A 21,378-nucleotide genomic window follows, 5' to 3' on the forward strand; every position below is an offset into this window, starting at 1 on the left:
CCAAGGCCACCCCCAGCGTCAGCCCTCCGGGGCTGACGAGGATCGCAACTTCCACGGCACGCCGACGGCGCAGCAGCTCACCGCCCAGCGTCAGCCCTCCAGGGCTGACGAGGATCACAACTCCTAGACCGGGAGGTGGGTGTTGGTGATCCAGCCCCAGCGTCAGCCCTCCGGGGCTGACGAGGATCGCAACAGGCGCTCGACGTCGTCCAGCGCTCGCGCGAGGTCCCAGCGTCAGCCCTCCGGGGCCGACGAGGATCGCAACGTGCCAACGCTGACGCTGTCGCTGTCCAACCCCGCCAGCGTCAGCCCTCCGAGGCTGACGAGGATCGCAACGCCGACCCGGACGGCACCAACATCCGCCCCTCGCCCAGCGCCAGCCTTCCGGGGCTGACGAGGGGCGCAACCGACTCGACCGCGAGGCCGAGATTCAGCGCTACTCCAGCGTCAACCTCCCCAGGGCTGATGAGAATCGTAATGCCGCCAGCGACATCGGGTGACTGCCGCCGCCTGGTGCTGGATAGCGGGCCGTGCGTGGTGAAGCCGGGGGCGGCTGAAGGGCGCCTCGGCAGGCGGTGGCTTGCCGAGACGCCCGGTCGTGTGCGGGGTCAGTTCGGCTGGCTCAGTGAGCAGGTCCGTTGTCCGTTGGTCAGTTGCAGTAGGTTCGGGGTGCGGGGGATGTAGTAGACGTTGGCGACTGCGGTGTATTCCCAGTAGGACTTCACGCCCCAGGGTTCGACGCACTCGTTGTAGCCGCCGCCGGTGGACCAGTCGACGCGTACGAGGATGAACGAGTCGCCGCAGTGGGTGTAGCGGGACCCGACGCCGTCGTGGGTCTGGGGGTTGACGCGTACGAAACCGCAGTTCCACTTCCTGTCCTGAGGCTGCGCGTTCGCCGCTGGACCGATGGCCGGGAGGACTGTCAGTGCTGTCAGGATCGCGAGTTGGAGAATCTTCTTCAAGGGCATGGGCTGCCTCCTCGGGGAAGGGGTTGGTGACCATGAGCATCGAGGTTCGACGTCGGACGGAAAAGGCTTTTCCCTATTCAGTACCGTCGGAATAGGAAGAGCTCTGTCGGCGTGTCATGTGCCGAGCGTCGATCTGCAGCTCTGGACTGTCTCCCCCGAGTCGGCCGTATGCTCCGCAGAGGCCCATCGTTGCTGTTCAAGCGCCTTTTCGCGCTTGTTGGTCGGGTCGTCTGCCGCAGGCTTGTCGGATATCCGTACAGGCCACCCGAGCCTCCGGTGTCAGGTCGCTCCACCTGGCGAGGCCACGTCGTGTTCCGGGTCGTCGGCGATCGCGAACTTTGGGGCGGTGGCCTCCCTCTGTCGTCGAAGATGGAGTGGTTGAGGGGGTGCGGGGGCGGCCTACGCGTCGGGTCTCGGCCAGCGTCAAGGACTGGGGCTTCCTCGGGAAGCGACACCATGTCCCTGGCGGCTGCTGTCCCGGTCTCCGCCGTCGGGACTTCGTGCTGAGCGGATTCGACGCAAGTGACCTTCCAGTCTCCCCGGTGCCCTGAAAGAGTCCGTCGGGGTTCGTGCGCGAAAGTGTGAAGACCTGAGATAAAGAGTCTTGGTCAAACGTCTTGACTGGACGTGTTTTTCTGTTTCTAATGTAGATACTGCCCGGTTGCGTGGGGTGTCCTATTGTGGGGCGGATTGCTGGTGCACGGCCAATGGGGTTGCTGGGCGGTTTTTGGAACTGCCTTCGCCTGAATTCCGAATTTCGTACGAGGAGGAGTTGTGCCCGCTTTCGCCTCCCTCACGGACAGCGGTTCGCCCGTGGTCTGCACCTACCTGCCCACCGGGCAGGTCGACCGCTACGACCATGCGCTTGCCGTCGGCCGACGCACCTGGCCCCTGGTCGAGGCCCCCGCCAACGACCAACGCCACCTGCTGTCCCCCTCGCCTCTGACCACCGGCAGGCTTACCCTCGGCGGACTGATCGTGCTTGCCCACCGTGGACCGAACGCCCGCACGGCCAAGAACGGCTGGTGTTCGGCCACCCTCCGACACCTCGCCCTGGGGGTGATCACCGCCGTCGAACACGACGAGCACGGCCTGAACGTCTCCTTCGGCGGCTTCTTCCGCGCCGACGACGTCCCCGGTGCCCACCTCGGGGGCGCGGTCATGGAGGCCCTGCGGTTGTCCGCCAACAACTGGGGACGTCCGGTCACCGCGTCCGCCTGGCCCACGTTGGGCCTACTCGCCCGGCTCGTCGCGCACCACCCCGACCTGCCCCCGGCCGGTTCCGCGCACGGGGAACTCGTGGCCATGATCGCCCGACGCGCGACCGGCCGTCTTCATGGCGAGCAGGTGCTCCCGTGAGCAGTCTCCACCGGGCGGCCGACGGGCCGGGCGGCTGATTGGTCAGACCTCGGCGGGCCGGTGGACGACCTGGAACAGGTTGTTCAAGGTCGGCGGGATGGAGGCGGTCGGGGCACCCGTGATGAACTCACTCTCGGGCGAGGGCTCGCCGTGGCGGACCTGGTTGAAGGCGTTCACGGTGACGGACGTGGCCGCTGCAGCTGCGGGTTCGGTCAGGTTCGCGTCGATCGGGGAAGCCGACACCGCGCCGACTTCGTGTTCCAGCACCTGCAGGCACTTGGTGGCGTGCCGACCCCGTACCGGAGGCGCCCGAGTCTCAGGTCGGCCAGTCGTGTCGGCAAGGCGTTCCGCGCAGCTGGAGAAGCGACGTGGCGGAATCGCGCAGGATCGATGTCTTCTACCGATTCACCTGCCCTGACCAAGGTTGTGCGGACTGCTGGCGCGGGCTGATGACCGGCTGTACTTCGTGTTCGACGGCGGTCTCTTGCCGGTGGGCCGTAAGGCGGCGCGTCCCTGATCTTTACTGGGGCTGGTTCAGGCGCGCAGTGCGCTGGCGAGCCGATTCAGGAAGGTGGGGACGTCGACCTGGTCGAGTGTGGTCACCGGGGGTCGTCCGGTGGCCTGGTCGGGGGTGGACCTGCCTCGGGTGATGGCGTCGTGGAGTTCGACGTCGACGGCGTGCTGGCGGGTGGTGGCCAGGGACGGGTCCAGTGCCACGGCTACCGCCAGGGGGTCGTGCAGGTAGCAGGTGTCCTGTCCGAGCAGTCGGCGGTAGACGCCCAGGTAGTGCCGGAGCAGGGCCGCCGAGAACACGGCGTTCGCACTGCCGGAGTCGCGGAGGGCGTCGACCCACGCGGTGCCGACCTGCGCGGTGGCGGTCGCTTCCAGGTCCACCAGGGTCAGGTGGAAGCCCTTGCCCAGTACCAGGTCGGCGGCTTCGGGGTCGTGTCGGATGTTGGCCTCGGCGTGTTCGGTGATGTTGCCCCTGCCGCCGAGCGCGCCGCCCATCACGGTCACCGAGCGCAGCAGTTGCGGGAGGTCGGGTTCGATCAGGGCCGCGATCGCGAGGTTGGTCAGCGGTCCCAGGGCGATCACGGTCAGCTCGCCGGGGTGGGCGCGCGCCAGCGAGACCAGCTGTTCGGCCGCCGAGACGCCCCCCGGAGTCCTGGGCGAGGGCGGGCCCGCCAGGCCGCCAAGGCCGTCCGCGCCGTGGACGATCTCGCCGGTGCTCAACTGCTGGGCCAGGGGCTGGTGGATGCCGACCGCCACCCGACTCCACCCGGCCCGGTCCAGCAGTCGGAGTGCGTTGGCCGCTGCGGTGGGGGAGGGGACGTTGCCGTGGACGCTGCCCACGGCGACGAGTTCGGCGGTGTCGCGGTGGGCGGCCAGGTAGAGGATGGCCAGGGCGTCGTCGATGCCGGGGTCGGTGTCGAGAACGATGCGCACCCAGGCCACTCAACCAGGCGTAGTGGGTGATCGGGGGTGTGCTGTGCTCTTACCGTGCGCACATGCGGGTGTGCGTGTACTGCGGGTTCCTCCAGCGGCCGTGAGCGCCACGTCGAGCTGGCCGCCCTGGTCGGTCGGGGTGATCCCGCAGGCCCTGGTCGACCTCGAGGTCGCGCACCGGGGGCTGACCGAGCTGCGGGTGGTGGGCTCGATGCACGAGCGCAAGGCGCTCATGGCCGAGCTGTCGGACGTCTTCATCGCCCTGCCCGGCGGTGCCGGGACCCTGGAGGAGTTGTTCGAGGTGTGGACGTGGGCCCAGCTCGGCCTGCACGCCAAACCGTTGGGGCTGCTCAACTTCGAGGGCTACTACGACCACTTGGTGGCCATGGTCGAGCACATGGTGTCCGAAGGCTTCCTCAAGCCCGCCTACCGGCAGATGCTGCTGGTTGACGACGACCTCGAGTCCTTGCTGGAGCGCTGCGCCGCCTACCGGCCGCCGGACTGCACCTGGACCGAGGACGCGCCGCTGCGCTGATCGGGGATGCCCAGGGCCTCGGTGATGGCTACCGCCTCCTGCCGGGCCTGCTCGGCCAGTTCCCGCCCGCCCAGGGCCTGGTGGCTGCGTGCGGCGGCCTGCAGGGTCTCGGCCTGACCCGCGCGGTCGCCGATCTCCCGCTGCAGGGCCAACGCGGCGGCGAAGTGCTCCAAGGCCTGCGCGTGCCTGCCCTGGCCCTGGAGCACGGTGCCCAGGTGCAGCAGGGCGAAGCCCTCGGCGTGGCGGTCGCCCGACTCGCGCATCAAACCCAGCGCCCGTCCCAGGTCTTCCAGCGCCGGGTCGACCTCGCCGTGCAGGTGGCGGACCTGGCCGCGCAGCGCCAGGGCGACCGCTTCCCCGGCGGTGTACCCGAGCCGGGCGAACAGCGTGCCCGCCTCGCTGAACAGCTCCAGCGCCCGTCGGGTGTGTCCCAGGTCGAGGTTGGTCCAGCCCAGTCCCAGCAGCGTCCACGCCTGTCCGGTGGCGTCGCCGATGCGCCGCCGCAGTTCCAGGGCCTCGGTGAACTCGGCCAGGGCGAGCTCGCTCTTGCCGAGTTCGCGGTGGGCGTTGGCCAGGTTGTGCAGCACCCACGCGGTGCCCAGCCGGTCACCGAGGGCGCGGGCGGCGGCCAGGCCGGTGGTGTGGGTGGCGATCCAGGTGTCCCACCGCTTGGTCAGCAGCAGGTAGTTCCACAGCCCCACCGGCAGCTTCCACGCCACCTCGCCGAACCCGCGCTCGGCGGCCAGTTGCACGCAGGCCGCCAGAGCGGGCAGTTCCGTCCCGAACCACGCCAGCGCCCGCCCGTAGTCCACCTCCGCGCCCAGCGGCGGGACGCCGGGCAGCGGGGGAGCGAGCTCGGGGTCCTGGCGGGTGGGCGCGAGGGCGCGGGAGTGGTGGTAGGTGGCGTGCAGGTACCAGTCCAGCACCCGCCGTACCGCCGCCGAGCTCTCCGCGGCGGGGACCTCGCGCACGAGCTCGGCGCCGAAGGACCTGAGCAGGTCGTGCTGGGTGAATCGGCCCGGCTGGGGCGTGCTCACCAGGTGCACCGTCACCAGAGCGTCCAGAATCCGCCGGGTCTCCCGCGCCTCCAGACCGCACAAGGCCGCAGCGGTGTTCACATCGAAGCCGGGGCCTGGGTGCAGGGCCAGCAGCCGGAAGGCGCGCGCCTGCGGCTCGGTCAGCGACCGGTACGACCATGACAGCACCGCGCGCACGGCGTCCTCCCCGCCCCGCAAGGACAACAGGTCCAATCTGCCGTCCACATCGGACAAGCCCTCGGCGAGGTCGGTCAACCGCAGGCGCGGGTGCGCGGCCACCCGCTCGGCCGCCACCCGCACCGCCAGCGGCAACCCGCCGCAGCGCCGCACGATCGCCTCCGCCGCCTCCGGCTCGGCGGCCACCCGCCCGGTCCCGACCACGCGCTCGAGCAGTTCCACCCCTTCCCGCTGGTCGAGCACGTCCAGGGTCAGGCAGCGGGCGTCGTCCTGGATGGCCAGCCCCGACAACCGCCGCCGCGAGGTCACCAGCACCAGGCATTCCCGCGCGCCGGGGATCAAGGGCCGTACCTGCTCGGGGGAGCGGGCGTTGTCCAGCACGAGCAACGTCCTGCTGCCCGCCAGCGACGACCGCCACAACCCCACCCGCCCGGACAGGCTGGTGGGCACCTCCTCGGCCCGCACCCCCAACGTCCACAGGAAGTCCTCCAGCACCGCATCGGGCTCCAGCGGGTGGGCGTTGCCGGTGTAGCCCTGCAGGTCGACGAAGAACACCCCGTCCGGGAACCCCGCCTTCACCCGGTGCGCCCAGGCCAGCACCAGGGAGGTCTTGCCCACCCCGGCCGGGCCGTCCACCGCGAACACCCCCGGCCCCGGTTGGGCACGCGCCCACTGCAGCAGCCGGTCCAGCTCGGCCAACGCCCCCACCTGCCCGACCAGCTCGGGCGCCGGGGGCAGCTCCGCGGGTGGAAGAGGCCGGTTTCCGGCGCCGCGCTTGCCTGGGGTGATCAGGTCGGTGTACTTGGTGCCGGTGCCCAGGGCCAGGTCGCAGGCGGTGGCGAAGTCGGGCGAGGCGGTCTTGGTGCCGTTCTCCACGTTGCTCAGGTGGCTCATGCTGTAGTGGATCCGCCCGGCCAGCTCCTTCAACGACCAGCCCTGAGCCTCGCGGTCGTGCCGCAACTGCTGACCGAACACCGCCACCCCTTGACGCCCCCGCCGGTTTCCCAGGTGTCCTGTGATTCCGGCACAGATGATCACTTGGTCGGCGAGGATAGGGGCGGGTTACCAGAGACAACCGTGCCAATGACTCGATCGCCGCCCGATCGAGTGGTCAACCGGTCTTTTCGGATGACAACTTTCGTCGCTGTTCAAGTATGGAGACTTCAGCCTCGGATGCCTTGCTTGTCTCCGGCGAGACGTTCTCCGACGACACGAGAGCCCGTTGGTGACCAAGCACGATCAGTGGCAGCTGAGCCTGCTCGCTTCCGGCGGTGAGGCCACCGCCCCGGCGCGACGGTGCCGTCGCCGTTGTGGGGGCTGACCTGGAACTTCCAGCACGCCAGCGCCGCCCGCACCCGTGCCCAGGTGGCGTGGTTGGTGCGGTAGGAGGCCGACGTGCTTGTGCTCACCGAGGTCTCCGCCGGTGAGTCCGGCGAGCTGCTGACGTAATGGTTGCGCGAGCACGGCTACCAGGTGCTGTTGCCCGACCCCGGCTCCGCAGGACCGATACCGGGTGCTGTTGGCCTGCCACGCCGACGCGGTCTTGGAGGAGGCCGAGTCGGACGTCCCGATGCCTCACCGGTGCGTGGCGGCCAGGGTGAAGCTGCTCGCGCTGGAGTTGGCGGTGATGGGCCTGTGCGTGCCCTCGCGCTGGCCCCGCGAGCGGCGCAATGTGGTCGAGCCTGGCTGGTGTTGCCGTGCCCGGTCCGGAGTCAGGTCGTGATCAGTTCCTCGCCCTCGTCACGGGGGACGTCGAAGCGTGCGTAGAAGTCGTCCAGGGCCTCGGGGGTGACCTGCAGGGCGTTGGCGTCGGCGCGGGCGTTGCGTTCGGCCAGGCGGCGCAGCAGCTCTTCGCGGTCGACCGCGAAGTAGAGCAGCCGCCACCGTCCACCGTGCTGCTCGACCAGCTTCTTGTAGTCTTCGCGCTGCTCGCGCAGCCACAGGCCGTGGTCGAGGACCACGTCGTGGCCCGCGCGGATCTCGGCGACCAGCCGCTCGCGCATCTCCTGCACCACGGGGCGCTCCAGCGCGAAGTAGTCGCCCTCGTGGTAGTCGACGCCGTAGCGGCCGTGCCTGCGGTGGACCTCCTCGTCCACCGACAGGCGCACCACCCCTCGCTCGGCGAGGGTGAGGGCGTGGGTGGTCTTGCCCGAGCCGGTCAGGCCGACCAGCAGGTACACGGTGGGGGTCACGGGCTTGTCGGTTCCTTGTTCGCGGCGACGTGGGACTCGCCCCGCCCCTGCGAGGGGGGCGGGGCGAGCCAGTATCGCGCGGGTTGGGTCGGGCTGCTCAGGCGCGGGTGAGCAGCAGGTGGTGGTCGCCCCGTCCGGCCCGCGCGTGCAGGTCGGGGTCGGTGAGCATCGGCTCGTCTGCGGTCACCCGCCACCCCCTGGCCCGCAGCGTCGATGTCAGGTCGGGCCGGGTGCCGTCGGCGTCGAGCGCGGCGATGCGGCTGCCGTGGCTGGGCACCAGGAACAGGGCGTCGGCTTGGACGCGGTCGAGCACGTCGAGCCAGGCGGTGACCACGGTGGCGGGCAGTTCGGTGAACGAGCGGACGTTGACCGCCAGGTCGACGCGGTCGGGCAGCGCGTCCTGCAGCTGGTCCAGGTCGACGGTGACGGCGGTGTGGTCGACGCGGCGGTGGCGCAGGTAGCGGCGGCACAGGTGTGTGGACTCGGGGACCGCGTCCACACACAGGTAGCGGTGCAGCGGTACGCGGGCCTGCACGGCGCGGTGGGCCAGGCGGCCGTAGCCGGCGCCGATGTCGAGCACGGTGAGCGGGCCGCGGTCGAACAGGTCCCAGATGCGGTCGAGGAAGTCCAGTTCGGCGACCGAGTCCAGCCGGTCGCGTGAGAGCGGGCCGTGCCGGGGGTGGTCGGTGGTGACGGCGCCGAAAGCGCCGTCCTCGTCGAGGTGTCGCAGCAGGCCGCGGTGGTCGTTCCGGTGCAGGTGCTCGGCGATGGCCCGGTAGGTGGCGGCGGGGTCGGGTCCGGCGAAGCCGTGCCGGGTCTGCCACAGGTAGGCGTTGTCGGCGCGGAAGGCGTCCGAGTCCACGTCCCAGGAGCGGCCTGGGCCCCAGAGGGTGCCGGGCGTACAGGTCAGCGGGCTGTCCAAGGCGGCGTAGCGGGCGCGCAGATCGCGCAGTTCCCGCTCGCGCACGATGGCGGTGGGGGTGGGGTTCACGGGTTCGTCTCCGGGGTGCGCTGGTGGTGGGGGCGCCAGGTGTCGACCAGCTGGCGGGCCTGGGCGGGCCACCATCCGGGCAGGTCGGCGAGGGTGACCGGGAGCAGCGGCAGGGCGGGGTCGGTGGTGGCCAGGCGTCCCGCGTGCGCGGCGGCGTGGGCGAGCAGCAGGGTGGCCTCGGCGTGCACCGAGGGCAGGCTGTGCTGGAAGCGGGCGGTGCCGGGGTCGACGCGGCGGCGCAGGTAGTCGAGCACGCCGGCGCGCCACTTGAAGTGGTGCACGGCCACCGGCGGGTGGTTGGTGGGCCGGTGGCCGGGGGCGCGGTGGTTGCCCACGGCGACCCGGACGTCGCCGCGGGCGGCGACGATCTTGCGGGGGTCGGCGTGCAGCAGCAGGTGGGTGAGGAACCCGCCCAACGGGTAGAGCCGGTCGTGCCCGCCGGTTGCGGGCCAGGGCGGCAGGGCGCCGTCGGCGGCGACGCGGTCGAGCATGAGGCCGCCGACCGTGCCGGTGGCCCGCGCCTGCGGGCCGGCCAGCACCTCGCGGGGCGGGGCGGGCCAGGCCTGGAACTCGTCGCTGTCGGCCAGCAGCGTCCAGCCGGGCCCCGCCAGGGCGCGCAGCCGGTCGCGCACCGTGGTGCTGCCGGTGTCCCAGACACCCCGGTGGACCAGGGCGGGTTCGCCCAGCAGACGCCGGTGCCTGCGCAGCACGGCCTGGGCGCGGTCGGCGGGGGTGTCGTCGGTGAAGTGGAAGCCGAGCAGGAACCGGGTCACGCCCAGGGCGCGGTAGTGCTCGACGAACGACTCGAGCAGGTCCGGCTCGACCGGGCCGATCACGCCGACCAGCGGAAGGTCCACGGCCGTCTCCTCTCCTGGCTGGTGGTCAGCTCCCGGTGCAGGCGCAGGTGGAGTTCCAGGCACTGCTGCGCGGTGGGCAGCCCCAGCGCGGCGGCCTGGTCGGGGGCGGGGCGCGGCAACCGGTGTCCGGTCAGCTCGCGCAACACCTGGGCCAGGGCGGGCGGTTGGGCGCAGGGCACCACCCGTGCCCAGTCGCGGCCGGAGAGCAGGGCGGCCTGGACGGGGTCGTGGTCGGTGGTGATCAGCGGGACGCCCAGCACGAGGGCGTCGGCGACCAGGCCGCTCTCGCGGTCGGCGGCGCCAGGGTGGCGCAGCACCAGGGTGGCGTCGGCGGCGGCGTAGACCTGGCGCACCCGCTCGCGCGGCAGGTGCCCCACCAGCTCGTGGACCCGTACCCGGGGCAGGGCCCGCAGCAGGCGCAGCAGGTCCTCGTCGAGGTGGCAGGCCGCCACCAGCACGTGCAGCCGCACCTGCGGGATCAGGGACAGCGCGGCCGACAGCAGGCCGGGGTCCTTGTGCGGCCACCAACCGCCGACCAGGCACACCACCGTCTCCCGCTCGTCCACGCCCAGCGCGGCGCGCGCGTACGCCCGCTCGCGCTCGTCCAGCCGTGGTTCGGCGTCGGCCGGGGCGAAGGGCAGCACGCAGATCGGCAGCGTCGGGAACCGGCCCGAGATCCGGTCGGCCAGTTCCTGCTTGGGGGCCAGCAGCCGCACCCGGTGCCGGGTGCGGCGCCCGAGCGCGCCTAAGCGGCGTAGGAGGACGTCTTCGGTGGTGTGGAGTTGGTGCACCCACCGCAGGTGGGGTGTGCCGCCCAGCAGGGCGGCCAGCGCGTGCAGGCCCTCGGCGGCGGAGAGCAGCACCACCGGCGGCTGCCGGTGTCCGGTCAGGGCGCGGGCGGTGCGCAGCGCGGCGGCCTCGGCCAGGCAGCGCGCCAGCAGCATCCACTGGTGCGGGAACCGGCGGTGCCGGCGCCTGCCCGCCCACGCCGCCGCGTCGGCGGCGCCGCGCAGCGCCCGCGCGGACCACCACAGCAGGACCGCCCCCACCCCACGGGGCGTGGTGACCGGGGCGAGCCCGGCGGCGGCCAGCCCCTCGCGGGCCGCCGCGCCGATCCCCGAGGGGGTGATCAGCAGCACCCGGATGCCCTGGGTGCGGGCGGCGGCGTCCAGGGCCAGGGCCTGTCGGTGCCAGTGGCCGGATACCTCGGCCGGGTCGGTCTCCACCAGCACCAGCACCGGGGGCGCGGTCACCGGGACCACCCCGTCGCGACGGGGCCGGTGTCGAGGTCGGCGGCATGGCGCTGGTCCAGCCAGGCGGGGTCGTTGAGCAGCTGCCACCGCTCGGAATCCGCAGGGGTGGCGGCGGCGAAGGCGATCCCGGCGCGCGCCCCGGCACGGGCGTGCTCGGCGTGCTCGCCGTGACCGGGCCCGGTCCAGGCCGCCAGCCGCAGCCGGCTCTGCCCGGTGGTGGTGCCGCCGTACTCGCAGCCGCGGGTGAGCATCGCGCACTCGCGGAACCCGGCTCGCCAGGCGTGCCGCGCGGACTGGTCGATCCGGGTGGCCCCGGCCACCTCGGGCACGAACCGGACGCGGCCGGGCAGCGCGGCCAGCACGTCCACCGCCGCCCGCCCCCGCCCCAGGCAGGTCATCGCGGAGCGGCGGCACAGCTTGAGCCCGCCGTAGCCGTAGACCAGGCCGTTGACCGCGTTGCGGGCCTGCCACACCCGCATCGACTCGCCCTCGGCCAACGGCGCGACCCGGTCCAGGGTGAAGCCGGGGTCGACCTCGAAGTCGCCGTCGGCCAGCAGGTACTGCCCGGTGGTGGCCACGTGGGCGGTCAACTCGTAGGCGCGGGCCATCCCGCGCACCCCGTGCAGCCGCTTGACCGGCACGCCCCACACCGCGCCCAGCCGCGCGCACAGCACATCGGCCAGCGGCTCGTCGTAGGACAGGAACACCACGTCGAACCCCTCCGCTGCGGCGGTCACCGGGTCACCGCCGCCAGGTAGCGGGCGGCCACCTTGTCCGGGGACAGCTCCCGCACCGAGCGCACCGCCTGCTCGGCCATGCGCGCGGCGAACACCGGCTCCTCGAGCAGGCGCTCCACGATCCGCACCGCCTGCTCGGGCCGGTCGAACAGCAACTCCGGCGGGAGCACCCCCGGCTCGGCCAGCCACCCCAACGCCGGGGCCACCACCGGCACGCCCATGCTGAGGCAGTCCACCACCGACATCGACCAGGTCACCGCCGGGCGGAACGGCGCCAGCGCGAACGCCGAACCGTGCAGCAGCGCGCGGTAGCGCTCCCGGCGTCCGTGGTCGGACACGACCTGCACGTGCGGCAGGGCGCGCAGCCGCTCCAGGTAGCGGTCCGGGCTGGGGTCCAGACGCGTCCGCTCGGGGCTGCGCCGGCCGAACAGGTCGGCCACCCTCAGCCGCACCGGCAGCGCCTGCCCGAGCAGCTCGGCCAACTCCACGAACCGCTCGGTGCCGTAGTGCCGGTAGAGCCGGTGGTTGTACAGCCCCACCGCGTCCTTGGCGGCGGCCTGCTCGGCGGTCGGCGCGGCCGACAGCAGCCTCGGGTCCACCGGCGGGGGCACCACCCGCAGCCGCTCGCCCAACTCCACGCCCAGCAGGCGCGCGCCGTGCTCGATCCAGGTGCGCGCGGTCGGCGAGTGCACCAGCACCCGGTCGCAGGCCAGCAGCCCGGCGTAGAAGGCCAGCAGCACCGGCAGCCCCAGGCCGCCGTCGGACAGCGACGGGTCCACCGCCCACCCGCCGTCGGGGGTGGGGTGGAAGGGCACGTAGTGGCAGTAGCAGGCCAGCAGCGCCCCGCTCCCGGCGGCCAGCAGCGCCGCCCGCACACCGGGGGCGTTCTCCACCTGGTTGGCCACCACCACCTCCGGGCGCACCCGCCGCAGCACCGCGGTGGTGGCCTCGACGTCGAAGCCGAACCTGGCCTGGTACTTGGTGCCCGCCGCGGCCAGCGGCTCGTGCCCCACCCGCTGATCGCCCACCGCCGCCGGGCCGGTCACGGTCACCTCGACACCGGCGCGCCCGAGCGCCGGGCACAGCAGGTCGGCGAACAGCCAGCCCGAGTCCGCGGCCAGCCGGTCGGGGTTGCTGACGTTGAGCAGGTACAGCAGAGATCCCACCCCGGCCGAAGCCTGAATGGGCTCCCTGGCAGGGGCAGTGCCCGCAGGGAGCGGATCGAGGACCACGTGCTCCATGAAGATCTCCTCCATCGGTAGGGACTGGCCACCACACAACCGCCCCGACCACCCGCCGGGACCTGATCCGCGCAGGTCCCGCAGAGGGTGTGCAGATCCTGCACAACGCGCGCCCCCAGCGGGACGGAGCCACTACGGTGATTCGGCCGCTCCGTTCGCGCGAGGGGGATGCCGCCATGCCGACCCGGTACGCCCAGGTGGTCGTGGACCTGCTGCACGCCCGCCCCTCCCCCGGCGAGGCGGTGCGCATCGCGCGCACCGCGCGTGGCTGGAGCCAGGCCGAGCTGGGGCGCCGCTGCCGGTACTCGGCCGGTCAGGTATCCCGCTGGGAGACCGGCCGGGTCGCGCTGCGCGACGTGGGCCTGCTGCACACCCTGGCGCGGGTGCTGGAACTGCCCGCCGAGGTGTTCGGACTGACCGCCGCCGCGCCGACCGGGGACGTGCCGGGGCGGCGCGAGGCCCCTAGGCTGGCACCGGTCCCCTCCCCAGCGTCCGAGGAGGCCGTCATCGCCCCGGTGCACCGCCGCGTGTTCCTGCGTGCCGCCGCCCTGACCGGCGGCACGCTCGCCTTCCCCACGGCAGCCGACGCCGCCACGCACAACGCCGTCGCGGTCGACCCGGCGCTGGTGCTGCGCGAACGGCTGCACGAACTGCTGCTCGGCACCACCGCGGCCACCTCAACCCCGCCCGTCGGTGTCGACCGGCTCGCACGGCTGGCGACGGCCGCGCGCGACCGGTTCGCCGCCAGCGACTACCTCGCCCTCGCCGAGCAGTTGCCCGCGCTGGTGGACGCGGCCGAGGCCACCGCCGCATCCAGACCCGACCCTGCCGCCGCCAGGGCCTTGGCCACCGCCTACGCCCTGACCTGCAGGGCGCTGATCAAGCTGGAGGTGTCGGGGCTGGAGTGGGTGGCCGCCGACCGCGCCCAGCGCGCCGCGCGCGAGGGGGAGGACCCGCTGCTGCTGGCCGAGGCCCGACGCCTGATCGCCTCGGCCGTGCGCCGCACCGGCGACCACGACCGCGCCCAGGCGCTGACCCTGGCCGCCGCCGACGACCTGGCCGCCACCACGCGCCCAGGGCATCTGGTGATGTTGTCGAGCCTGTACTGCTCGGCCTCCTACGCCGCCGCCCGCGCCGGGCACCGCGCGGACGCCGTCGACCTGCTCGCCCAGGGCGCCGAGGCCGTGGACAGGCTCGGCGAGGACCCACGCCGCCCAGGGGCGCTGGCCAACCTGGTCAGCCACCGGGTCTCCGCCGCGCACCTGCTGGGCGACGCCGGGACCGCGCTCGCGCACGCCAACAGCCTGCCGCTGTCCGCGTTCCCCACCGCGGAGCGGCGGGGGCGGGTGCTGGTCGACGCGGCCTCGGCCTACATGATGTGGGGCAAGCCGGACATGGCCTACCGGACGCTGCTGACCGCCGAGCGGTTCGCCCCCGGCGAGGTCCGCACCCGCACCGCGGTGCGGGAACTGGTGTCCGACCTGCTTGCCTCGTCGCGCAGGGCGGCCATGCCAGGGCTGGACGGCTTGGCTGTCCGCGTCCACGCGGTCGCCTGAACCACCACGGCGCGAGGGCGGCGTCTGCTTGCTGGTCAGTCGCGTCGCCGAGGCGCGGCCAGGGCCTGAGTGGCCTGGTGGATTGCGGCCAGTCCGGGGTTGACGTAGCGCTGGACCGAGCGCAGGGACTTGTGGCCGGTCTTGGCCATGATCACGTTGGTGGGGACGTTGGCCTCGCCCAGGTGGGTGGCCGGGGAGTGGCGCAGTTGGTGCAGGCGCAGCCCGTCGGCGTGCCGGCCGAGCAGGGTGCGGGCGCGGTCGTAGCCAAGGCGCGCCCGGCCGGTCTCCGGGCACTGGTCGCGGGGGTCGGTGGTGGCCAGCCGGTGCGGGCCGGGTCGCTGGGTGGACAGGAACGCGGCCCGCGTTCGCGTCCGGCGATCAGTCGGGGCAGCAGGTGGGCGGTGTCGGTGCCCCAGGTGACCCACATGGTGTCGCCGCCCTTGGCCACGACGCGGGCCTGCCGGCTGGGTCCTTCACGTTCAGGGTGAGCACGGCGGCGGCGCGGCAGCCCTGGGCCCAGGAGGTCGGCGACGCGGTCCAGGACGTCGGTGTAGGCGCGCAGGGGGTGGCGGGTGCCGGTGATTCGGGGGCGAGGAAGGCGTCCACGGCCGCGCGCACGCTTGGCCCGCCGCCCGAGGCTGCCATCCCGACACCCCGCTCGCCGACCTCAGCCACGCCCAGACCCATGCCGCCGCCACATTGCTGCGCCCCTTACGGCTGGCGCTGGTGCTCTTCAGCCTGCTCCCGCCCGCTCCCGCACCACCGCCGCACTGCTCGCCACCGACCTGCCTGTCCGGCTCGGCCCTGCCCCGGACGAGCGTGCCGAACGGCAGGCACCGTACTGCGTGCCTGGCCTGGCCCCCGAGCCGTACCTGCTGGCCTACCTGCACTGGCGTACGCACCGCGCCACCCGACCCGACCGCGTGCTGCCCGGCGGGGAAAGCCCGACCGCACTGGCGGCCCGCGCCGCTCGCACCCAGGAAGCGTGGCCGAGATCAAGAGCATGTTCGTGACCGCGAACGTGCGCGGTCACGGCTAAGCGCAGGCCCTGCTGGCCGAACTGGAACGCTCGGCGGCAGCGTCAGGACGGCGGGAGGTGCTGCTGGAGACCGGCATGCGCAACCAGGCCGCGCTCGCGCTCTACCGGGCAACCGGGTATCGGCTGGTCCCCTCCTACGTCCCCGGCCGCGATCCGCAGGTGAACCGGGCCCTGGCCAAGAGCCTTCCCGCTGAGCAACGACCTCGTGAAAGCCGGGACCTGTGAGCACAGCCGCAGTTGGTGCTCGGCATGGCCGGGATCGAGCGCGGTCGACCTCTCGCCCGAGACCTCAGCCAGCACTTGGGGTCGCGCCTGACCAGGAGAAAGGTTCGACGCGGTGAAGCCGGGGACCTGCCCCCGATGATGAGGGCGGGGCGCTCCCGGCTGTTTCAGGTCGAGGCGGCCGGTAGCCCGGAGTGCAGGCGCAGGGCCTGCGGGTTGCAGAAGACCGCGCCGTGCTTGAAGTGGGGGTGCGGGACCAGCAGGCCGTGGTCGACCAGGGCGGAGCTGATGCCCACCGCCGCATTCACGGTGATCCGGAGCCGCTCGACGATCCAGCGGTTGTTCAGCACCGGGGTGGTGGCCAGCGCCGCGACGACCTCCAGGATGCGCCCGACGTGGCTGCGGGAGAGCGTGGTGAGCTGGTGCTCGCGCAGCACTGCCAGACGGTCGAGCAGCACGATCTCCCTGCGGCAGGCGTCGATGACGCCGTGGGCGAAGTGGGACACCGCGGGCTCGGTGCTGTCGGCCTGGATCGTGGCGTGCAACGCGGCCAGGTACTCGGCGGGGTCCGTGGTGATCGCGTTGACCAGGGGAAACCAGGCATCCCGCAGCACCCCTCCCGCCACCAGCAGCCCAGGGAGCCCACCGAACGCAGTGAAGGGGTCCTTGCCCAGGGCGTGCAAGTGCCACAGCGCTGCCTGCGCGCTTCCCGGCAGAGCGCTCTCTCGTTCCGGCGGCTCCCCCGGACTCGTGCCCAGGACGGTGTCCAGGTGCGGGAGCAGGGCGGGCTCGGTGGCGATCCGTGGTGTCTGGCCGGGCAGCTGCGTCTGCCAGACCTCGCGCAGCGACACGTGCACCCCGTGCAGGTGCGCCAGCTGCTGCACCTCGCGCAGGCGGACGGCGTGACCCCAGCCCTCGCGCAAGGGGGAGCGGTGCACCGCCTCGTCCAGCCGCCCCAGCGCCTCCTGCGCCCGGCACAGCGCCAGCTCGGTCTCCCGACTCGGCCGACCACTCCTGCGGAACAGGGACCCGCTCCGCCTGCCGATCACGTCCGTCACCGCGTCGAGGAAACCGGCAGCCGGTGGCGGCGGGCGGAACCTGCGGTTGCGGCTGGGCGGGTAGCGGACGCCCGACCTGGCGCGCCCCGCCGCCGCCAGTGTTTCGCCGATCAGCTGGAAGTCCTGCCGGGCGGGGCGGTCGAGCAGGGTCATCACGTGGTCGAGCTCGCGGTGCCGCTGGCCGCTCTCCCGCAGCGGGACCAGGAAGCGCTCCTGGGTGAGGTCGTCCACGGTCACGAGCTCTCGACGAGGGCGTCCAGCCAGACCAGGTGCGCCTTGACGCCGCCGACCCCGGTACTGGCCGCGAGCAGGGCGGCGGCCTGGTGCGCGCTGGCGGAGGTCATCCGGTCCGCGCCGTCGGGGGAGACCAGCTCGGCGCGCCCCAGGAAGGCCATGCCGTAGGCCGCCACCTCCACCCCCTGCCGCGGAACCTGCTCGTAGACAACGGCGAACAGGCGCGGCATGTCGTCCACGACCACCTCCCGCACCAGTTCGGCGAACTCTGCCCCGGCGCGGGACGCACACCCTGTGCCGCCGCTGCTGGCTGAGCTGTCCATGACTTCCCCACATCCCTGTCCTGGTGGCTTTTTCCTCATGCGAGTGGTCCGGCCGGGGCGCGGCTAGTCGCCGCGCACGACCTGGAAGAGGTCCTTGAACTCCATCGGGGCCAAGGCGAGCAACGCGCCCCCGATGAACGCCGGGCCTGGCTGGAGATCACCTGCGAGAACCCGCGTCACCGTGGACCGGTTCACGTCCATCGCCTTCGCCAGCGCGTAGTCGGATGTGTAACCGGCCAGCGCGGCGGCCTTCTTGAACGGCTCCTCGAGCAGCAGGATGGTGTTCGGCACGGCTTGCCCTTCCTGGCTGCAGGGGTGGCTCTCCACCCGATCCCTCCGCAGAACGCGAGGGTGAACTTGTCGGTGAACGGGTCGTACCGGGCTCTGCCGGGGGCAGAGCGCGTGCGCGGACCGCGTCGGTGGTCGAGGGCGCACGTGCCTCGGCGTGGCGGGCGGCGGTCTGGTTGTCCTCGTGCGCCTGGTAGAGCGCAATGGACAACCGGACGACGAACACCGTGGCTGCGGTGATCAACAGCAGGATCTGCGCGGTCGAACTCATGCGGTGGCCCGCGCTGTCGGGATGGTGTGCTGGTGCTGTGGGCCCGCCGTGGAGGCGTCCAGCGCGAGCACGGTGTCACGCAGGGCGGCGCGAAGCCGGCCCACCTGCAGCGGCTCCAGAACGGCGACCTCGCCGGGTGGGAAGACGAGGGCCACGTGGTCGTCCTCGGTGGGCAGGACCAGGATCTCCTGCCGTCTGCCTGCTGAGTCTCGACACGTTGCCCACTGACCGGGCTTGCGCCGCGTTCGCCACATGACCGCTCTCCGTTCGCCATGCCGACCCGCGCCTTGACGGGCAGCCGGTGGTGCAGGTGGTGTCGAACCTGGTCAGACCACCTGGGGGTTGAACGTGTTGCACGGTGTGCAGCGCCACTGCCTGTTCGTGGGGGAGCGTGCTGCTGCCGGAACCAGCGCGAGACGCTTCGTCGTCAGCTATGCCTTACGGGCAAAGCGCGTCCGCAGACCGTTGAGCTGGGTTGGGCTGATCGTCTAGGTACTTCTATCGAGTTAACTAACTTCATGAAGTACCCCCCAGGTGGCAACTTTGCTGCCTCTAACGCTAAAACTAGCTAGCCAAATTGGCTAGTCCATCAAAGGGGTGATCGTGCCTGCTAGGTTCCGCTCCCGCACCGAAGAGTGGCTCGAACCGTGAGAGGGCCGATGTCCGCCGCCGTGATCCCCAAGCGAGTCGCCAACGTCATCATCGGCCGCAAGCTGGCCGCGCTGCGCACCTCGCTCAAGATGAGCCAGACCGACGCGGGCAAGTTCATCCACTGCACGCAGAGCAAGATCGGCAACCTCGAGCGCGGTGACAGCGGTGCCTCCCTGCCAGACCTCAAGGTGTTGCTCGACGGGTACGGGGCGGATAGCGCGACGCAGGAGCGCCTGCTGGAGCTCGCTGTGAACAGGGAGAAGCGCGCGTCACGAGACTCGCTGGTCGTGCAGTTCGACGGGACCATGCGCGAGGTGGTCGCTCTCGAAGCCAGCGCGCACCACCTCTGGCAGCACAACAGCATGACCATTCCCGGTGTCCTGCAGACCGAGGCGTACATGCGCAACCTGTTCCGCGCTGCCCGCCCCTCCATGTCAGCCGACCAGATTGAAGAGGCGATCGTCCTGCGGCTGCGTCGCCAGGCGATCCTGGACAACACTGCGCAGCACTTCTGGTTCGTCATCGACCAGGCCGCGCTGGCGCGCATGACCAACATGGACGGCGACTCGACGATCGAGCGGGCACAGCGCGAGGCTCTGGCCGATGCCATCGACCGCCCGAACGTCGAGATCCAGATCGTTCCCTGGACGGTCGGCTTCTACCTCGGGCAGGAGTCCAACTTCACCATCTTCAGGTATGACAGCGACCCGGTCGTCGACATGATCCACGTCGAGGGACTCCTGGACGGCCACGTCACCTCCAGCGAAGAGGAGGCGTGCGACTACTTGACGGTGTGGGAGCACCAGAAGGCGGCAGCCTGGGGGCCGGAGCAGTCCCGCGCCTTTCTGCTCGTATGACTGGTGATCCAGGCTGATTGAGAGGAGAACGACGATGACGCGACTTCAGAGGGAGTTTCAGGTGACCGGTGGGCTGACGGGGTGGCACAAGTCGAGCCGGAGCAACCCCAACCAGTCCTGCGTCGAGGTGGGGCACGACGTGGACGCGCACGTCACGGCGGTGCGGGACACCAAGAATCGAGCAGCGGGGTTGCTGTCGTTCGGCAGCAGGGCGTGGCGCGAGTTCATCTCGACCGCGGTCAAGGACGGCCCCACCTACTGAGCTGCCGCTCAGTGCATGGATCTGCCCCTGCGTCAGACCACGCGCCAGCCGGAGTCGGCGCCCACCAGGCTGTGGCCGTCGGGCACCTCGCGCCAGGTCAGGCAGGTGGGCCTGGCCTTCGTGGCGGCTACCTCGGCGACCGCCTCCAGCACCAGTTCGGGCAGCACCAGGTGGGCGGGGTCGAGCAGGCAGGCCTCGCCGGAGGCGTCCACCCAGCGGGTCGGGCCCCGTCCGGCGGCCAGTGGCGTCTCCGGCAGGAAGACGCCGTTCTCGTCCACCCAGCGCAGCGCGCCTGCCCCGCGCGCCGCGTCGATCCCGGCGTCCAGCCACCGGGTCGGGCCGCGCACCCCCAGCAGCGGGTCGGTCCCGCTGGCCGCGGTGAACTGCCACCACACCGGCGACGCGGTGGCGGCGCGCGCCGCGTTTCGGGCGCGCACCTGCTCGACCAGCGCGGTCGGGTCGGGCCACTCGGCCAGGTCGAACTCGCCGTAGGCGGTCGTCATGCTTCCCGTCCCTGGTAGTCGTGCTCGTAGAAGGATCGTCCACCGTGGGTGCCCGACATCTCCATCCGGTACCCCGGCGGCAGCAGCAGCGGCACCAGTTGGTGGCAGCCCAGGCCCTCCTGCATCCCGCACGGCGCGCGGTTAAGCACGACACTCACGTGCCGGATGCCGCTCTCCCGCTGCCACTGGGCGATCTGCGGCTCGATGTGGGTGGCGCGCCGGATCGCCCACGGGGGAGCCCGCAGCGCGGCCAGGTGGTCCCGCGCCGCCTGGGCCCACAGCCCGTCCGCCGGACTCCAGGGGAGGGTGGCCTCCGACGGCGGAACGACGGCGCGCACGTACGCCTCCACCTGGATGCCGCTGCCCGTCGGCGAGTGCGGCAGGGTCACCAGGGCCCTGGCCCACTCCGCTCGCGCGGGGTAGTGATCACCTGCTGGTGAAGCCCACCCCGAAGCCGACCCTTCGGGTGGGGCGACCTGGGGGGAGTTGCCGACCCGCGCGGAGGTCGACCAGCGCAGGAGTCCATCCCTGGCTTGTTCGACGGCCTGCTCCAAGTCCGGCACGCTCTTCTCGATCCGCGCGAGGACCTCGTGCAGTGCCATCGCGTCGGACTCCACCGAGCTGCCCGCGAGGGCGTCGATGAGTTCGGTGAACGCCTCGGTTCCCAGCGAACCGCCCGTGGTGAGCAGCTCGCGCGCCCGGTCGAGCAAGTCACACGCCTGCTCCACCGCGTCGAGCACCTCGCCGAGCGACACCCGCCCCCTCCGCTTACGGCGTCGTGCCGGTGGCGCGCGCGGCTACCCGTTCGGCGTGGGTGGGGATGCCCTCCATGCGCCTCCACGCCTCGTCGCAGGGCACGCAGGTCGGCCAGTACCGGTGCACCGCCGGGAGCGGGGGAGCGGGGACGACCAGGTCCACCCCGCAGAGGGTGGTGCCCGGTTGAGCGGGGGACAGGTCGGCGGGGACCGCGTGCCGCTTCCTGGCGTGGGGCAACCACCTGTTGCGTGCGGCCATGCGCGTCACCTCGCTACCGCCTCGTCCGGCTGGACACGTCGTCGTGGGCGCGCGAGCGCATCCCGTTCTCCGGTGGGGAGCTTAATACGACAACGACAGGTTGTTATTGATTGACTAGGGGCGGGTATACCGTCTTGATGGTGGTCGAGGACGTGTGGTCGTGGTCGGCGGGGTTCGACGCGTTCGTGGGCGGTTTCGCGGCCAGGTTCCCGCGTGTGGAGTCGAGACGTCAGATGCGTTGCCACGTAAGAGGATTATTGTCCGAAGTGGAGCGTAAGAACGGATGGGCCCTGGCGGAGGCGACCGG

Annotated in this window: 24 protein-coding genes and 1 pseudogene; 7 read left to right on the forward strand and 18 right to left on the reverse strand. The window is 72.1% G+C overall.

The window, feature by feature from the left end; all coding sequences use genetic code 11:
* Nucleotides 1–608: 608 nt before the first annotated feature.
* A complete protein-coding gene (locus LV78_RS17820) occupies nt 609–968 on the reverse strand; it encodes a DUF6355 family natural product biosynthesis protein (protein ID WP_253846383.1) in 360 nt (119 codons plus the stop codon).
* A 774-nt stretch (nt 969–1,742) separates the two neighbouring features.
* Here LV78_RS17820 and LV78_RS17825 point away from each other — a divergent pair.
* The gene (locus LV78_RS17825; RefSeq protein WP_253846384.1) at nt 1,743–2,327 is read left to right on the forward strand and encodes a hypothetical protein; all 585 of its coding nucleotides are present in this window, start codon (nt 1,743–1,745) and stop codon (nt 2,325–2,327) included.
* Between the two features lie 42 nt (nt 2,328–2,369).
* On the opposite strand, the gene LV78_RS17830 is transcribed toward LV78_RS17825, so the two are convergent.
* Both LV78_RS17830 and LV78_RS17835 read right to left on the reverse strand, forming a co-directional pair.
* On the reverse strand, nt 2,370–2,594 hold the full coding sequence (locus tag LV78_RS17830; protein ID WP_253846385.1) for a hypothetical protein: 225 nt from the start codon (nt 2,592–2,594) through the stop codon (nt 2,370–2,372).
* A gap of 267 nt (nt 2,595–2,861) precedes the next feature.
* Nucleotides 2,862–3,773 (reverse strand): nucleoside hydrolase, encoded by a 912-nt coding sequence (locus tag LV78_RS17835; RefSeq protein WP_253846386.1) that lies wholly within the window; start codon nt 3,771–3,773, stop codon nt 2,862–2,864.
* Between LV78_RS17835 and LV78_RS17840 the strand changes: the two genes are divergently transcribed.
* The gene (locus LV78_RS17840; RefSeq protein ID WP_372494946.1) at nt 3,724–4,308 is read left to right on the forward strand and encodes an LOG family protein; all 585 of its coding nucleotides are present in this window, start codon (nt 3,724–3,726) and stop codon (nt 4,306–4,308) included. The two genes, LV78_RS17835 and LV78_RS17840, sit on opposite strands and share 50 nt — an antisense overlap.
* On the opposite strand, the gene LV78_RS17845 is transcribed toward LV78_RS17840, so the two are convergent.
* From LV78_RS17845 to LV78_RS17875, 7 genes are all read right to left on the reverse strand, one after another.
* Nucleotides 4,260–6,497 (reverse strand): helix-turn-helix domain-containing protein, encoded by a 2,238-nt coding sequence (locus LV78_RS17845; RefSeq protein WP_253846387.1) that lies wholly within the window; start codon nt 6,495–6,497, stop codon nt 4,260–4,262. The two genes, LV78_RS17840 and LV78_RS17845, sit on opposite strands and share 49 nt — an antisense overlap.
* Before the next feature lie 737 nt (nt 6,498–7,234).
* The gene (locus tag LV78_RS17850) at nt 7,235–7,714 is read right to left on the reverse strand and encodes a P-loop nucleotide/nucleoside kinase family protein (RefSeq protein WP_253846388.1); all 480 of its coding nucleotides are present in this window, start codon (nt 7,712–7,714) and stop codon (nt 7,235–7,237) included.
* Between the two features lie 97 nt (nt 7,715–7,811).
* Entirely contained in the window at nt 7,812–8,705 is an 894-nt protein-coding gene (locus LV78_RS17855; protein ID WP_253846389.1) for a putative sugar O-methyltransferase, read from the reverse strand.
* Nucleotides 8,702–9,562, reverse strand: a complete 861-nt coding sequence (locus tag LV78_RS41630) for a glycosyltransferase family protein (protein ID WP_253846390.1) — start codon at nt 9,560–9,562, stop codon at nt 8,702–8,704. Before LV78_RS41630 ends, LV78_RS17855 begins: the two co-directional genes overlap by 4 nt.
* Nucleotides 9,538–10,815: a glycosyltransferase family protein gene (locus tag LV78_RS41635; protein ID WP_253846391.1), complete on the reverse strand. Its 1,278-nt coding sequence runs from the start codon at nt 10,813–10,815 to the stop codon at nt 9,538–9,540. The genes LV78_RS41630 and LV78_RS41635 overlap by 25 nt, the downstream gene beginning before the upstream one ends.
* Nucleotides 10,812–11,552 carry a hypothetical protein gene (locus LV78_RS17870; RefSeq protein WP_253846392.1) on the reverse strand — a complete coding sequence of 247 codons (741 nt, stop codon included), beginning with the start codon at nt 11,550–11,552 and terminating at the stop codon, nt 10,812–10,814. The genes LV78_RS41635 and LV78_RS17870 overlap by 4 nt, the downstream gene beginning before the upstream one ends.
* Nucleotides 11,549–12,718 carry a glycosyltransferase family protein gene (locus LV78_RS17875; protein WP_253846393.1) on the reverse strand — a complete coding sequence of 390 codons (1,170 nt, stop codon included), beginning with the start codon at nt 12,716–12,718 and terminating at the stop codon, nt 11,549–11,551. The genes LV78_RS17870 and LV78_RS17875 overlap by 4 nt, the downstream gene beginning before the upstream one ends.
* A gap of 251 nt (nt 12,719–12,969) precedes the next feature.
* Between LV78_RS17875 and LV78_RS17880 the strand changes: the two genes are divergently transcribed.
* Complete coding sequence (locus tag LV78_RS17880; protein WP_253846394.1) at nt 12,970–14,349, forward strand: helix-turn-helix domain-containing protein; 1,380 nt, start codon at nt 12,970–12,972, stop codon at nt 14,347–14,349.
* A gap of 35 nt (nt 14,350–14,384) precedes the next feature.
* Here LV78_RS17880 and LV78_RS17885 read toward each other — a convergent pair whose 3' ends face one another.
* Nucleotides 14,385–14,774, reverse strand: coding sequence for a tyrosine-type recombinase/integrase (locus tag LV78_RS17885; protein WP_253846395.1), 390 nt, complete (start codon nt 14,772–14,774; stop codon nt 14,385–14,387).
* Between the two features lie 671 nt (nt 14,775–15,445).
* On the opposite strand from LV78_RS17885, the gene LV78_RS17890 reads away from it, so the two are divergent.
* Nucleotides 15,446–15,613 (forward strand): hypothetical protein, encoded by a 168-nt coding sequence (locus LV78_RS17890; RefSeq protein ID WP_253846396.1) that lies wholly within the window; start codon nt 15,446–15,448, stop codon nt 15,611–15,613.
* 164 nt (nt 15,614–15,777) lie between these two features.
* Here LV78_RS17890 and LV78_RS17895 read toward each other — a convergent pair whose 3' ends face one another.
* The 4 genes from LV78_RS17895 to LV78_RS17910 form a co-directional block, all read right to left on the reverse strand.
* Nucleotides 15,778–16,905 (reverse strand): Fic family protein, encoded by a 1,128-nt coding sequence (locus tag LV78_RS17895; protein ID WP_253846397.1) that lies wholly within the window; start codon nt 16,903–16,905, stop codon nt 15,778–15,780.
* Entirely contained in the window at nt 16,902–17,225 is a 324-nt protein-coding gene (locus LV78_RS17900; RefSeq protein ID WP_253846398.1) for a hypothetical protein, read from the reverse strand. Before LV78_RS17900 ends, LV78_RS17895 begins: the two co-directional genes overlap by 4 nt.
* A gap of 63 nt (nt 17,226–17,288) precedes the next feature.
* Entirely contained in the window at nt 17,289–17,516 is a 228-nt protein-coding gene (locus LV78_RS17905) for a transcriptional regulator (protein ID WP_253846399.1), read from the reverse strand.
* Nucleotides 17,517–17,780: 264 nt separating this feature from the next.
* Complete coding sequence (locus LV78_RS17910; protein WP_253846400.1) at nt 17,781–17,939, reverse strand: hypothetical protein; 159 nt, start codon at nt 17,937–17,939, stop codon at nt 17,781–17,783.
* A 504-nt stretch (nt 17,940–18,443) separates the two neighbouring features.
* Here LV78_RS17910 and LV78_RS17915 point away from each other — a divergent pair.
* Nucleotides 18,444–19,292 carry a helix-turn-helix domain-containing protein gene (locus LV78_RS17915; RefSeq protein ID WP_253846401.1) on the forward strand — a complete coding sequence of 283 codons (849 nt, stop codon included), beginning with the start codon at nt 18,444–18,446 and terminating at the stop codon, nt 19,290–19,292.
* A 61-nt stretch (nt 19,293–19,353) separates the two neighbouring features.
* Entirely contained in the window at nt 19,354–19,554 is a 201-nt protein-coding gene (locus tag LV78_RS17920) for a DUF397 domain-containing protein (protein WP_253846402.1), read from the forward strand.
* A 32-nt stretch (nt 19,555–19,586) separates the two neighbouring features.
* Here the strand turns inward: LV78_RS17920 and LV78_RS17925 are convergent, their stop codons facing one another.
* The 3 genes from LV78_RS17925 to LV78_RS17935 are packed head-to-tail and all read right to left on the reverse strand — an operon-like array spanning nt 19,587 to nt 21,071.
* Complete coding sequence (locus LV78_RS17925; protein WP_253846403.1) at nt 19,587–20,057, reverse strand: Imm1 family immunity protein; 471 nt, start codon at nt 20,055–20,057, stop codon at nt 19,587–19,589.
* Nucleotides 20,054–20,812, reverse strand: coding sequence for a DddA-like double-stranded DNA deaminase toxin (locus tag LV78_RS17930; protein ID WP_253846404.1), 759 nt, complete (start codon nt 20,810–20,812; stop codon nt 20,054–20,056). Before LV78_RS17930 ends, LV78_RS17925 begins: the two co-directional genes overlap by 4 nt.
* A gap of 13 nt (nt 20,813–20,825) precedes the next feature.
* A complete protein-coding gene (locus LV78_RS17935) occupies nt 20,826–21,071 on the reverse strand; it encodes an HC3 family zinc finger protein (protein ID WP_253846405.1) in 246 nt (81 codons plus the stop codon).
* A 137-nt stretch (nt 21,072–21,208) separates the two neighbouring features.
* Between LV78_RS17935 and LV78_RS42015 the strand changes: the two are divergent.
* Nucleotides 21,209–21,378, forward strand: a pseudogene (locus LV78_RS42015) (IS701 family transposase); the annotation flags it as partial.

This window comes from Actinosynnema pretiosum (assembly GCF_024171695.1).
Taxonomy (GTDB): domain Bacteria; phylum Actinomycetota; class Actinomycetes; order Mycobacteriales; family Pseudonocardiaceae; genus Actinosynnema; species Actinosynnema pretiosum.

Coding starts and splice junctions, on each gene's coding strand:
- LV78_RS17820 (WP_253846383.1), bottom strand. CDS start 968: ATGCCCTTGAAGAAGATTCTCCAACTCGCGATCCTGACAGCACTGACA.
- LV78_RS17840 (WP_372494946.1), top strand. CDS start 3,724: ATGGCCAGGGCGTCGTCGATGCCGGGGTCGGTGTCGAGAACGATGCGC.
- LV78_RS17880 (WP_253846394.1), top strand. CDS start 12,970: ATGCCGACCCGGTACGCCCAGGTGGTCGTGGACCTGCTGCACGCCCGC.
- LV78_RS17900 (WP_253846398.1), bottom strand. CDS start 17,225: ATGGACAGCTCAGCCAGCAGCGGCGGCACAGGGTGTGCGTCCCGCGCC.
- LV78_RS17915 (WP_253846401.1), top strand. CDS start 18,444: ATGTCCGCCGCCGTGATCCCCAAGCGAGTCGCCAACGTCATCATCGGC.
- LV78_RS17925 (WP_253846403.1), bottom strand. CDS start 20,057: ATGACGACCGCCTACGGCGAGTTCGACCTGGCCGAGTGGCCCGACCCG.
- LV78_RS17935 (WP_253846405.1), bottom strand. CDS start 21,071: ATGGCCGCACGCAACAGGTGGTTGCCCCACGCCAGGAAGCGGCACGCG.